This window comes from Steroidobacter cummioxidans, from assembly GCF_003104955.1.
In genome coordinates this window covers 56,343-70,201 of record NZ_LSRW01000044.1, presented here as the reverse complement: position 1 = coordinate 70,201, position 13,859 = coordinate 56,343, and the positions used below count along the sequence as shown (strand labels likewise).

Genomic DNA, 13,859 nt, shown 5'->3' with positions numbered 1-13,859 from the left:
GTTCAGCTAGCGATCATGGACCTCCATCCCGCAACTGGTGTGGGATGGCGAGCGTCACCTGTGCGCCAGTGCTGGAGTCCGAGCGCCCCTCAACATTCAGCCGTGCTCCGATTTTTTTCGCGCGCAGGTGCATGCCGGTCAGCCCACGCCGGCCAGGACCGATGGTTGCAGCGTCGAAACCGCGGCCGTCGTCACTGATGCGAATGACAGCTTGCTGTCGGTCGGCGCGCACCGTGATGCGGATGCAGCTGGGACTGGCATGGCGAACCGCGTTGTTGATCGCCTCCTGGACGATGCGCAGGATCGCCAGTGCCGATTCGGGCCCCAGCCCGGTCAATGCTGGCAGCGGTTGCACGTCCCACTCCAGACGAATGCCCAGTGTCGCGAGGCGCGGTTGCAGACGCAGCCGAAGGTTGCCCAGCAATGGCAGCAGATCGCGCTCGGTCAGATCGAGCGAGTCGATGATCAGGCGCAGGTCCTGCAGCGATTCTTCGATCATGGACGCCAGGTCATCGCGATCGACATCCGGCCGCCGTGCGAGTCGCTTGGCTGTGATGAGCTGGGCGCCGATGCCGTCATGCATGTCCTGAAGGATGCGGCCGCGCTCGCTTGCGATGGCTGCTCGCTGTTCGCGGGCCGCTTCCTCGCGATCGAGGATGAAGCGTTCGGCGAAGAAGAACAGGAGCACGATGCAGAACGGGAGTGCGCCCGACACGCTCCACCGAAAACTGTCCCAGGGCAACCATTCCGAGAGGATCGCCAACGACTGCGCGACTGTCGTCGTCCAGAATGCCGCACTCAATGCCAGCAGCAGCAACTTGACCGAGCGCCGGCGCCACGCGCTGAGCAACAGCGCAGCGATCACGCTCATCTGCAGGAACACGAGGGGCCAGGCAAGGAGCCAGATGCGATCGGTGACGTCAGCTCGGATCATCGCCACAGCTATGGCGATGAAAGTGAACGCCGCCATGCCGTGTATCACCGCGGGCATCCCTGGCACTCGGATGCCGCTGAGTCGGTGGCCGGAGACGCAGAGTAGCCAGTACATGCCAGTGGTCGCCAGAGCGCGAACGCCTTGCTCATGGCCGCGTGAGATCGGCAGCTTCAGCACCGAATACAACATCAGTGTGACGATGCCCACCAGCAACGCAAGTTGAATCGTCGAGAAGCGCCGCTGCCGCAGCGTATAGGCGTAGACGAAGCACAGCGCGCCACTGGTTAGTACCAGCAGCACATATGGCAGATAGACCTGCAGCAACTGGCGTTCGAACCAGAGCGGCTGGAGCGTGACGGCCGGGCCCAGGCGAATCGCGGACAGGCCGCTGCGAATCTGGCGGTCGCCCTGCAGGCGTACTTCCAGCAGGTTTTCGCCATTGCGAAACAATCCGGAGGGCAGCACGACATAGACGGGCGCGTTGTCCATCGGTACGCCCTGGCGTCCAGTCTCGTCGAAGCGTACATCGGGAGTGAGCACCGAGCCGTTGAGCCGCAACTCGCCGATCAACGACAGTCGCGGTAGATATAAGGCTTGCGGCTGGGATGGCACGGGAGAGAGGTCGAAGCGCACGCGGTACCAGGCCATGCCGCTGAGTTGCGGACGAGTCAGGCGCCAATTGTCCGGCAAGAGCACCGGCTCCCAACCCTGCGTCGGTGGGGTTGCCGCGTCGCTGACCACGAACTCGGCGCGATCGAGCAGCCGGTCTTCACTTTCGGCAAGCTGCCGTGCCCAGGCGATGATCGCGAACAGCACCAGACTCAGCAGCAGCCCCGCACGGGCCAGCGCGATGGATCGAGTCATCCGATCAGGCCACGGCGGCGAGCCTGGTTCACCGCCTCGACGCGATTGCGCACCGCCAGCTTGCTGTAAGCGTTCTTGATGTGCGTCGCCGCGGTGTGCGCGGAAATGTTGAGTTGTTCGGCTGTCTCGGCGACCGTGAAGCCTTGTGAAATACGCGTGAGGATGTCTATCTCACGAGGGGTCAGCGCGTCGGGTCCTGTTACTCGTGGCGGCCGTGCGGCCGGCGCGAAACGAGCCAGCAAATGCCGTGCGATCTGCGGTGACAACGGCGAGCCGCCCGCATGCACGATCTGAACCGCACGGGCGAACTCGTCGACGGACGAATCCTTGAGCAGATAACCGCGCGCGCCGGCTTCGATGGCGCGGATGACGTGGCTCTCGTCACCAAACACGGTGGTGACCAGGGCCACGGCCTGCGGAGAGGTTTGCGCCAAAGTAGTGATGAGCTCGATGCCGTCGCCATCGGGTAAACCCAGATCTACCATCATCACGTCGGGCGTACAGCGGGCCAGCAGAACACGAGCTTCCGCCAATGTCCCTGCACTGCCGAGCAACTTCAGTCCGGCGTGTGAGCGTGACATGCATTCGAATTCTTCGCGCAGAGGCGCGTCATCCTCGATGACAACAACGGAGATCGCGGCACTGGTCATGAGTGGCTATTGAGATCCTGCGAAGCGAGGCGCAAACATCTTAACCGACGCGAGGGAGCAGTGTGCTGGCGGTCACTTTCGAGGTGAGATCGAGCGCACGTTCCGACGTAAATACCTTAAACAGGGGATACGCCTGGGGCCACGCATTCCTAGACTCCGCCCCAATTTTGTCACCTCGTGGAGCGGCGTGCTTCCTGTGGTCCTGTGTGTCATTCGATCGTTGGCGTGCACCGGTCTGTCGGTGGCTTGCGCCGTGCCCGTTCTCGCCCTGGCGCAGGTGCCGCCGGATGCCGGCAGGGTGCAGCGGCAACTCGAACAAACATTGACTCCGCCGCCGACACAAACGCCCGCGCCGGCCGAGTCGCAGGTCCCTATCGACCGCACCGGCCCAAGGATCACGCTCAAGCGCGTGTTCATCACCGGCACGACATTGCTCCCGCCCGATGAGCTGGCACGGCACCTAGACTCTTATATAGGTCAGTCGCTCAGCATGGGCGAGTTACAGGCCGCCGCGCAAACGCTGGTGGGCTACTACCGCGAGCGCGGCTGGTTCGTGCGTGTGCTGCTGCCGGAACAGGATGTGAGCAAAGGGACGCTGCACATTCAGATCGTGGAAGGCCGCTTCGGCAGCATGCATTTGCAACCGGAGGGAAAGACCCGCGCCAAGCGCAGCTATGTCGCGCGTGTCGTGGGTCGTCAGTTGCAAGCTGGCGAGCCCTACGCGTTGGCGGAGCTGGAGCGCGGCCTGTTATTAGCTAACGACTTGCCGGGCATCGGCGCAGACGGTGTCCTGCAAGCGGGCAGCACGCCGGGCAGCAGTGATCTGGCATTGAGTGTGAGCGATCGGGCGCTGTTCTCCGGGCAACTCGGTGCCAGCAATTTCGGCAGCCGGTTCACCGGCAGGAATCAGGGCTCCTTGCGCTTGGCCGCCGACAATCCCAGCGGCTACGGCGATCAGCTCAGCTTGACGGGTCTCATCGCCGAGCAGCTGGATTATCAATCGCTGGGTTACAGCTTGCCGCTGGGATACGACGGGCTGCGTATCAGTGTTGGATACAGCCAGCTGCACTACCGCTTGGGCGAGCAGTTCGCCGACCTCGACGCCAAGGGTGACGCGCGCACAGCCACCGCTGCGCTGGCTTATCCGTTGGTTCGCAGTACCGCACGCAATGTCTGGCTCGGTCTCACTTATGTGGCGCGCCACTATGATGACGAGAGTCTCGGCATGAAGTTGCACGACCGTCGCAGCGATGCATACACATTGACTCTGCACGGTGATAGCCGCGATACCTGGGGTGGTGGCGGTATTACCCGTTGGCGCACGGAGTTGACTGGCGGCCGCATTTCGTTGCGCTTGGACGATGACCGTGCGCAGGACGCTGCCGGACCGGATATCGCCGGCGGCTTCACTCGAATCAATGCAGAGCTGAGCCGCGACCAAGTGCTGGCGCCAGCGTACTACCTGCGCGCGCGTTTCGTCGGGCAGTGGGCGGCGAACAATCTCGATTCGGCGCAACAGTTCAGTCTCGGCGGCCCCTACGATGTGCGCGGCTATCCGATGAATGAGGGGAGTGGCGACGGCGGTGCATTGTTACAACTGGAGCTGCATACCCTGTTGCCGCGCCTCGGTCTCGCAGGGTTGGATGGCTATTTGTTCTTCGACAGCGGCGTGGTGCGCCAGCACCAGCAAACATGGGCGAGTTGGGATACTCAGGGCACCGGTCGCAACGTCGCTGCGCTGTACGCCACCGGCGCGGGGATTCGCTGGAATCATCCCAAGGGCCTGGCGTTGGATGCCGCCGTGGCCGTGCCGTTGGGTCACGACCTGGCCGATGCAAATCGCGAGCGCAATCAGGATGGCAGCGAGCGCGGGCTGCGCTTGTGGCTGACTGCCAGTCAATCGTTCTGACCGCCAGGGATGGCGGAAATGCTGGCAATGCAGGAGCAATTGCCAGCGGACCCGCCGCCGGAACAAACATTCAAGGAACCGTCTCATGTGGAAACACGGCAACAGCAACCGCGCGTATCGATTGATATGGAGTGCACGCCACGAAGCGTTCGTGCCGGCGCCGGAAACAACCAGGAGCCGCAAGCGCTCCGCGCGGACGAACGTGCTTCGGGAGGTCATGCACGACACCACCGAACCTCGCGCAGCGTGTGCGCCGTTACTTTTGTTGGCGTTTCACTTTGCCGTTGCCTTGGGCGGGGTGACGATTTCCCTGGACGCCGGCGCCGTTGATTCAGGCGCGCTGCCTGCGAATGCGACGGTGACCGCCGGCAATGTGAGCTTCTCCACACAGGGCGCGCACCTGACGGTCAATCAGCAGACCGACAGAGCGATCATCAACTGGCAGTCGTTCGATATCGGCCAGGATGCCGGCGTTCGCTTCGTGCAGCCCGATGTTTCATCGGTGGCGCTCAACCGCGTCGTCGGCGGCAAGGCCAGTGAGATTCTCGGCCGTCTCGATGCCAACGGTCAGGTGTATCTGGTCAATCCTGCGGGCGTGCTGTTTGGCAAGAGCGCACAGGTCAACGTCGGCGGGCTGGTGGCCTCGGCGATGCGCATCACCGATGAGGATTTTCTCGCCGGCAGGGATCGCTTCACGCTCGACGGGGCCACCGGCAGCGTGGTCAACGAAGGGTCGATCACTGCGGCCGACGGCGGTCGCATCGTGCTGTTGGGCGCGAATGTTTCCAACAGTGGCACGCTTGCCGCTGACGGCGGCAACATAGCGCTCGCGGCCGGACGGCAAGTCACATTCACCGCGGGCGCCAATGGTCATTTGCAATTCGCGGTCGATGCAACCGATGTCGCCACGCTCGTGGCGAACGGCGGAATGATTCGAGCCGACGGCGGACAGATCTTGTTGACGGCGCAAGGCGCGAATGCGCTCGCTGCGGCCGTGGTCAGCAACACCGGCACGCTGCAAGCACGGACGATCGCGGAAAAGGAGGGCCAGATCCTTCTGTTGGCCGACTTGCATGAGGGTGGCACGACGAACGTGGCGGGCACACTGGATGCGAGCGCGCCTGTCACCGGCGACGGTGGTTTCATCGAGACCAGCGGCACGACGGTCAAGATTGCCGATGGCACGAGCATCACCACTCGAGCCCACGCTGGGAGCACCGGCACGTGGCTGGTGGATCCGATCGATTTCACCATCAGCGCGGGCAGTGGGGCACAAACCAGCAGCGGCATCGGCGCCGACACACTCTCCGCCAACTTGCAAAACACCAGCGTCACGCTCGCTACCGACAACAGCGCTGGCTTCGAAGCCGGCGACATCCACGTCGACGCCGCGGTGAATTGGAGCGCGGATACGACGCTCACGCTCAATGCGTACCGGAATATCAATATCAACGCGGCCATCACCGCGACCGGCAGCAATGCCGGATTGGTGCTGAACTACGGTAACTACGCCAGCAGCGGCAGTGTCACCAGCGGCACGGACTACATCGTCAACGCGCCGATCACGCTTGCCGGCAGCAACGCCAGCCTGAGCATCAACGGCAATGCCTACACATTGATTCGTTCGATGGCGGACTTGCTGGCGATCAACACCAATCTCGCTGGCCGCTATGCGCTGGTGCAGGATCTCGATGCCAGCGGCAGCACTTACGTCGTCACTCCGATCGCCAACAGCAGCGTGTTCCAAGGTACGTTTGCAGGGCTGGGACATACGCTGTCGAACCTGACCCTCAGTACCACCGGGCAGAATCCCACGGGACTGTTCGGCATGACCGGCGCCAGCGCCCTGATCCGCGATTTCGGTCTGCTGGGCGGCTCGGTGAGGAGCACGGCCCGGCGGATCGCCGGCCCATTGGTGGGCCAGAACTCCGGCACCGTGAGCCGGTGCTATGCCACGACGGACGTGCTCGACAGCGGCTGGCTCGGCGGCGGCGGCCTGGTGGGATATAACGGCGGCACGGTGCGCCAATCGTATGCCACAGGCTCGGTCAACGGCAGCACGAGTGCTGGCGGCCTGGTAGGCGCAAACGGCGGTAACGTGAGCCAGTCCTACGCCACTGGCTCGGTCAGCGGCGCCGACGCCGGCGGCTTGGCGGGTTACAACGACGGCACCATCGGCGATTCCTACGCCACCGGCTCGGTGAGCGGCAGCAATTCCTCCGGCGGCCTGGTGGGTACGAACTACTACGCAGGCGTGGGATACATCGGTGCCATCAGCCAGTCCTATGCAACGGGCTCGGTCAACGGTGGCAACGCCGGCGGCCTGGTCGGATCTCTTACTGGCGGTGCGGTGAGCGATTCCTATTGGGACAGTGCCAGCACCGGCCGCGGCAACGCCGTTGGCACGACGGGCAGTGGCACGCTCAGCAACGTGACTGCCATCGATGCCTCCAATCGCTACCGTATTGCTTCGTACACCTCCTTCGGAAGCTGGCACGAGATCCGCAGTGCCAGCGGAGTCTGGGTCGCCTACGACGCTGGCCTGCCGCAGTGGGTGATGATCGAGGGCGCCACGCGGCCGTTCCTGTATTCGGAATGGTCCAGCACCATTACAAACATTCATCAGTTGCAGCTGATGGCGTTGAATTCCGGCGCCACCTACACGCTGGCGCGCGACATCGATGCCAGCGCGACCTCCGGTGATAACGCCAGCGACATGTGGAGCACCGGCGGGTTCTCGCCCATCGGCAATGGGTCAGTTGCTTTCACCGGCAGCTTGCAAGGCAACGGTCGCGTCATCGACGGGCTGACCATCGATCGCACCTCGTTGAACCACGTCGGGCTGTTCGGTTACGTCGGCTCGGGTGCCGCGATTCGCGATGTGCGGCTGACCGGAGCATCGATCCAGGGCCACGAGGCCGTCGGGGCACTGGTGGGCTACAACTTTCGAGGAGTGGTGAGCAATGTCGATGTGAACGGCGGGTCCGTGACGGGAGGCGCTTCTGTTGGCGGTCTGATTGGCGTCAATGCCGAAGGGATGGTGAGCAACTCGCGTGCCGGAGCGACAGTCATCGGCCCCGACCGCACCGGTGGCCTGGTGGGCAGCAATTTCGGTAACGTGAGTCAATCCCACGCCACGGGCAACGTGACAGGCAACGTCGGCGTTGGCGGTCTCATCGGGTACCAGGGAGCCGGCGTGGTGAGCCAGTCCCATGCTGCTGGGGAAGTCAGCGGCATTCTGCAAGTCGGCGGTCTCGTGGGGTTCCACGCGGGCACGATGACTGAGTCCTATGCCACGGGGGCGGTCAGCGGCACGACTGCAACGGGCGGGCTCGCGGGCTCTACCTCTGCAAACAGTACGATCAGCGGATCTTATGCGACCGGAGCCGTGACCGGCGATACGTCCCTCATCGGCGGTCTCGTGGGCGAGAATTACGGCACGCTAAGTCAGTCCTATGCGACCGGAACTGTCCACGGCGCGGCTCAGATCGGTGGCCTGGTGGGTCGCAATTTCGGCACGCTGAGTGAATCGTATGCGACTGGCGCGGTGAGCGGCGTTGAGTACGTCGGCGGCCTCGTGGGTTTCAACAGGGGCAGCGTCGGCAATTCTTTCTGGCTGTCCAGCAATACCAGCATCGGCATTGGTGAGTCGGTTGGTGGTGTGGTGGATGGCTTCACGCGAGGGCTGAGCGCTGCCGAAGCTACCAGCCTCAGCACATACCTCGACGCGGGTTGGAACATCGCGAACCACGGCGGCACGAGTTCCGTCTGGCGCATCTATGACGGCAACACCATGCCGCTGCTGCGTAGCTTCCTGACGGCCGTGACTGTCACCGCCGGGACCGGTGAGGCGCCCGACAAGATCTACGACGGGCAATTGGCCGCCGGTAGTTACGGCTACACCACCGACGTGCCGGGTGCTGTGCTGGAGGGCACTGCCACTTACACCACCACCTCGGCCAATGCCGGCACATATCGCACTTCCGATGGCAACCTGTTCTTCGGCGGCTTGTACTCGGGCCAACAGGGATATGACATCAGCTATGCCAGCGACACGCTGACCATCACACCGAGAAACCTCACTGTCACGATCACCGCCGACGACAAGATCTACGATGGCACCAGCGCCGCGACCATCCAGGGTACGTTGAGCGGCGTGGTCGCAGGGGATGCGGTTGCGTTGTCCTCTTTCGGCGCGTTCGACGACAAGAATGCCGGTGTCGGCAAGACAGTCAACGTTAGCGCTTCGCTCGGCGGCGCAGATAGCGGCAACTACACCCTGAGTTATAACGATACGACGCAGGCGGACATCCAGGCGAGAGCCATCACCGCCAGTATTACTGCTGACGATAAGACATACGACAGCACCATGGCCGCCGTCACCAGCGGCACACTCGGCAGCGGTGTGATCGGCGGTGACGATGTGACACTCAGTACCAGCGGCAGTTTCAGCGACAAGAATGCCGCCGCTGGCAAGACCGTCAACGTGAGCGGCACGCTCGGCGGCGCCGACGCGGGGAACTACATCCTGACATATGACGCCACCACGCAGGCGGACATTCTGGCGCGGGCCATCACGGCCGACATTACCGCCGACGACAAGATCTATGATGGCACCACGGTGGCGATTGCCAGCGGTACCCTCAACGGCGTGATCGGCGGTGACCAGGTCACGCTTGCCGCGAGCGGCAGTTTCAGCGACAAGAACGCCGCGACGGCCAAGACAGTCGACGTGAGCGGCGCGCTCAGTGGCGCCGACGCTGGCAACTACACGCTGACTCATAACACCACGACGCAAGCAGACATTCAGGCGAGGGCCATCACCGCGAACATTACGGCGGATGACAAGACGTATGATGGTACGGCCGCCGCCGTTACTGGCGGCACACTCGCTGGAGTCGTTGGCGGTGATGACCTGAGCCTTGCGACGAGCGGCAGTTTCAGCGACAAGAACGCTGCGACGGGCAAGACTGTCAACGTGAGCGGCGCGCTCAGCGGCGCCGACGCTGGCAACTACACGCTGACTCATAACACCACGACGCAAGCGGACATTCAGGCGAGGGCCATCGCTGCGAACATTACGGCCGACGACAAGACATATGACAGCACCATCGCCGCCGTTACCAGCGGCGCGCTCAGTGGTGTGCTGGGCGCTGACGACGTTACGCTTGCCACCAGCGGTCACTTCAGCGACAAGAACGCCGCCGCGGGCAAGACGGTCAGCGTGAGCGGCACGCTCGACGGCGCCGATGCTGGCAACTACACGCTGACCTACAACACCACGACGCAAGCGGACATTCTGGCGAGAACCATCGCCGTGAATATTGCGGCCGATGACAAGATATATGACGGCACCATCGCCGCTGTTACTAGCGGCGCGCTCAGTGGTGTGCTTGGCGCTGACGATGTCACGCTTGCTACCTCCGGTCACTTTGGCGACAAGAACGCCGCCGCGGGCAAGACGGTCAGCGTGAGCGGTACACTCAGCGGTGTCGATGCTGGCAATTACACGCTGACCTATAACACCACGACGCAAGCAGACATTCAGGCGAGAACCATCACCGCCAGTATTACGGCGGATGACAAGACGTATGACGGCGTCGTCGCCGCCATCACCAACGGCACACTCAGCGGTGTGATCGGTGGTGACGATGTCACGCTTGCCACGAGCGGCAGCTTCAATGACCCGAACGCGGGCATTGGCAAAACGGTTACTGTCACTGGCTCGATCAGCGGCGTCGACGCCAACAACTACGTGCTCACGAGCAACACCGCTGTGCTTGCCGACATCGTGCCCAAGTCTCTTCTGGTCACCGTCAACGACGTCACCAGGGTCTATGACGGCCGGACTTGGACTGGGGGCAATGCAGTGAGCTATGACGGCTTCATCAGCGGGGAGGATGCCTCTGTGCTCGGTGGCCAACTCACTTGGGGCGGCAGCGCGCAGGGTGCGCGCGACGCCGGCAACTATAGTCTCAGCGCCAGTGGATTGAGCTCAGCCAACTACGCGATCAACTATCAGGACGGCGCGCTGACGATCGACCCCAGATCCATCACGGTGACCGCGGCAGGCGGCCGGTCCACCTATGGTGATAGTAGCCTCGTTGATCCAGGGCTGGCTGCGATCGGCCTGGCTGACGGCGAGGACGTAAACGTGCTCACCGGCCTTGCCAATAGCTTCGACATCAACGGCACCACGAATGCCGGCACCCATGTGCTCTCCGTGGCCGGCACGCTGACGAATGGTAACTATGTCGTCAGCCAGAGGATCGACGGCACGTGGGTGGTCGATCCAAAGACCATCACCGTGACGGCGAACGGCGGCCGTTCCACCTACGGTGAGAGCGGTTTGATCGCCCCGGGCTTCTCGGCCACCGGCTTGGTGAACGGAGAGGACGTGAGCGTGCTCACCGGCTTGGCGAACAGCTTCGGCATCGGCAACACCATAAGTGCCGGCAGTCACGTGCTCAGCGTCACCGGCATACTCACCAATGGCAACTACATCGTGACCGAGCGCCACGACGGCAGTTGGGTGGTCGACCCGGCGCGGCTCGTCGTGACGGCTAACGACGCGCGCAAAGTTCCGGACGGCGCTGCTTTCCAGGGTGGCAATGGAGTGAGCTACCAGGGTTTCGTAAACGGCGAGGATGCGTCGACGCTCGAAGGTGAGCTCGTCTACGGCGGCAGCTCTCAAGGCGCAATCTCTCCGGGCCGCTATGTGATCCGCGCTGCAGGCCTGGCCGCGAGCAACTACGAAATCGAGTATCGCGACGGCAGCTTGATCATCGACGCTCCACGAAGTGTGCCGGGCGCCGGTGAATTCGAGCGCATCACTCGCAATTCCGTCGACAACGCGCTCGCTGTACCAGGGCCGTGGAGCACTGCAGGGCTGCCGCTGCGCGTGGCGGCTGACTACATATATATGGAGCCGTGACCGTTCGCTCAACGGAAAGTAAGGCGTGCGCTGACGGAAGACCGACGGCAGTTCAGGGCGTCTCCAGCTCTCATCGGCCCGCGGCGATGCTTGATACCGAGCTGACGAAACCAGCATCTATGATGCATCTCCTCGGCGCACGGGCTCCCTATGAAACCGCGATGTGCGATCGTCGAGTGCTACAACCGCCATGACGAGGTGTACCTCACCACGGCGGCGCTCATGCATCGCCTCGGCTACGAGGTGCACGTGTTCAACACCATGAGGAATCGGATGAAGAACTCGTTCGTTCATGCGCCGGCGCTGGCGCGACACGTGCATTCCCGTCTGTCTTCTGCCGGCGTGCTGCGAGCCGCGTGTGCTGGCAGGTTCGACGTTGTTATATTCAACACGCTGGAAGGAACGGCCGTCCTGGAGTGTGCAGAACAGATCATCCAGAGCACGCCCGTACTGGGATTCATCCACAACGCCAGCTTCCTGGCGAACAAGCCAGAGTATTCTGCGGTCATCAATGACGATCGCTGCAGGCTCCTGGCGCTTGCGCCCTACATCGCGGGCTACGTGGCCGGTATCGCGGATCTGAGCTGCATGTACCCGGTGTTCTTCTATGAGCGCACGGTGCCGCGCCTCGCCAGCAACGGCAAACGACGCTTCTGTGTGCAAGGATACTTCGATCCCCGACGTCGGCAGTACAGCCAGCTCATTGACGCGCTGGAGCAACTGCAAGCTGAGGGAAGGAACGACTTCGAGGTCTATGTGATGGGACGGTGGTTCTCGAAGGACTTCGGGGCTTTCAACGCCGAGGTCGAGCGTCAAGGGCTGGCCCACTACGTACGCTACACTTGGAAGGGCATTGGCTACAGAAGCTACTTCCGCCTGCTGAATAGCGTGGACTTCATCATGCCGCTGGTCAGCCCGCAGTCTCATCCCGAGTACTTCCGCGGCAAATCTACGTCATCCGTCGCGGCGGCAATCGGCTTCGGCAAGATTCCAGTCGTGCACCAGCGGCTTGCCGAACTCTATGGCATCGAGCGATCTTCACTGACGTATACGGATGACCTTGCCGGCACGATGCGCTCCGCATTGGACCTGCCGGCCGATGAATTGGCGGCACTGCAGGCTCGCATGTTGCAGGTCAAGGCGGATTATTGTGAGTATTCCCTGCACCAGATGGAGCAATCCATCGCGCAGGTCAGTGCCGCCGCTGGCTAGGATCGTAGCAGGGCTTTCACTGCCGGCCGATGGATCACGAACGGCGTCTTACCCAGCGCCGTCCGCTCGAGCGATTCGGTGATCTCGATGCTCACATCCATGCTCTGTGGCAGCTTGAGTCGAATATTCCCGAGGAGTTGCTCTTCGTCGCGAGCACTGTAGCCCTTGGCTGGGATAACCAGAATTCGGACGTGCTGTAAGCTTTCCTGAATCACTTGAATACGCGTCACGTGCGATACGTCGCGTGGGAACTGATTGATGGCGGGCGCAATCACACCCTCTGGGGTCAACAGGACGTCGCCGCTTCGGCCGAGCACACCTGCAAAGGTGCGCAGGCCGAGTGACAGTTCTTCCAGCTCGGCAGCTCGCCATGCCGATGGAATGCTGATCAGATCGCCGCTTCGATAGCGCACCAACGCCATCGCCTGATTCCACAGCGACGTGCCGACGATCTCATAGATGCTCTGATCCCGGTCCTCGCCAACGTGCACCAGCTCGATGTGTGCATAGCCGGGGAGGAATCGATACTCGCCTGGCGTGGTCGCATAAGCGAACGCAGTTCGCTCGGCCAGACCGTAGTAGTCCAGCAATGAGCATCCGAGCAGTCGCTGAGCCTCATGCCACACGTGTGGATTGAGCATCTCGGACGAGCACACCACGGTCGGCACGCGCAGCTTCATTCCTGTGCGGTCGAGCAGGATGCAGAGCGCTTCGAGCGATGTCGGATATGCAAAGAGCACGTCCGGGGCGAACGACCTCAATGCACGCTCGTATTCGTTAATGGTTGCGACACGCAGATGACTCGACGAGAGCAACATCCGCTGGCCGCCATTGGCATAGGTCCAGTACGGCGGTCGGAAATCACTGGGATCTTTGATGGCATCGCCGCGCAGAACCGCATAGCGAGCGGAGCGTGCGTTCGTTCCCAACTTCTGCATTACGTTATCGATGCACGCTTGCTCGGATGCGATGGAGCGGAGCGAGCGGAATACGCGCAGCGGCACGCCGGAGGTGCCGCCAGTGCTGGCGGTGAGAGTGAGAAATCGGGTATGAGTGCGAAAGGCGCTCGGATCGGCGTGGACCGCGCTCTTTTCCAGGAGTGGCCACGTGCTCAGGTCCTTACTCCCGCGAATAATCCGTCCATAAGGTGAGCGCCTCGCGGACCACAGCGCCTTCTCGAGGCGATTGCCCGTCCACTCGCGTCGAGCGTGCAGATCGGCACTCTCCAATTGCGCCAACGCGTGCTGCGTATCCGCGTAGAACCAGGGATTGCGACGCACGGCCGCATCGCCAAACTTCAGTCGCTTCAGCGCGTTGACCAGGCGATGCGCCGACACCAGAAGGCTCCACGGTTGC

Annotated in this window: 6 protein-coding genes; 3 read left to right on the top strand and 3 right to left on the bottom strand. The window is 62.6% G+C overall.

Features of this window, described 5'->3' with window-relative positions; all coding sequences use genetic code 11:
• Positions 1-13: 13 nt before the first annotated feature.
• Both D0550_RS20630 and D0550_RS20625 read right to left on the bottom strand, forming a co-directional pair.
• Positions 14-1,798 (bottom strand): sensor histidine kinase, encoded by a 1,785-nt coding sequence (locus D0550_RS20630; protein ID WP_116811077.1) that lies wholly within the window; start codon positions 1,796-1,798, stop codon positions 14-16.
• On the bottom strand, positions 1,795-2,448 hold the full coding sequence (locus D0550_RS20625; protein ID WP_116811076.1) for a response regulator: 654 nt from the start codon (positions 2,446-2,448) through the stop codon (positions 1,795-1,797). The genes D0550_RS20630 and D0550_RS20625 overlap by 4 nt, the downstream gene beginning before the upstream one ends.
• Positions 2,449-2,635: 187 nt before the next feature.
• Between D0550_RS20625 and D0550_RS20620 the strand changes: the two genes are divergently transcribed.
• The 3 genes from D0550_RS20620 (at position 2,636) to D0550_RS20610 (ending at position 12,503) form a co-directional block, all read left to right on the top strand.
• A complete protein-coding gene (locus D0550_RS20620; protein ID WP_116811075.1) occupies positions 2,636-4,357 on the top strand; it encodes a ShlB/FhaC/HecB family hemolysin secretion/activation protein in 1,722 nt (573 codons plus the stop codon).
• Positions 4,358-4,442: 85 nt separating this feature from the next.
• Positions 4,443-11,291, top strand: a complete 6,849-nt coding sequence (locus tag D0550_RS20615; RefSeq protein ID WP_116811074.1) for a YDG domain-containing protein — start codon at positions 4,443-4,445, stop codon at positions 11,289-11,291.
• A 150-nt stretch (positions 11,292-11,441) separates the two neighbouring features.
• A complete protein-coding gene (locus D0550_RS20610; protein WP_116811073.1) occupies positions 11,442-12,503 on the top strand; it encodes a hypothetical protein in 1,062 nt (353 codons plus the stop codon).
• Here D0550_RS20610 and D0550_RS20605 read toward each other — a convergent pair.
• On the bottom strand, positions 12,500-13,840 hold the full coding sequence (locus D0550_RS20605) for an AMP-binding protein (protein WP_161965950.1): 1,341 nt from the start codon (positions 13,838-13,840) through the stop codon (positions 12,500-12,502). The genes D0550_RS20610 and D0550_RS20605 overlap by 4 nt on opposite strands.
• Positions 13,841-13,859 lie beyond the last annotated feature (19 nt).

Excerpts from the sequence above, each read along its gene's own strand:
- D0550_RS20625 (WP_116811076.1), bottom strand. The coding sequence starts at position 2,448 with ATGACCAGTGCCGCGATCTCCGTTGTTGTCATCGAGGATGACGCGCCT.
- D0550_RS20615 (WP_116811074.1), top strand. The coding sequence starts at position 4,443 with ATGTGGAAACACGGCAACAGCAACCGCGCGTATCGATTGATATGGAGT.
- D0550_RS20610 (WP_116811073.1), top strand. The coding sequence starts at position 11,442 with ATGAAACCGCGATGTGCGATCGTCGAGTGCTACAACCGCCATGACGAG.
- D0550_RS20630 (WP_116811077.1), bottom strand. The coding sequence starts at position 1,798 with ATGACTCGATCCATCGCGCTGGCCCGTGCGGGGCTGCTGCTGAGTCTG.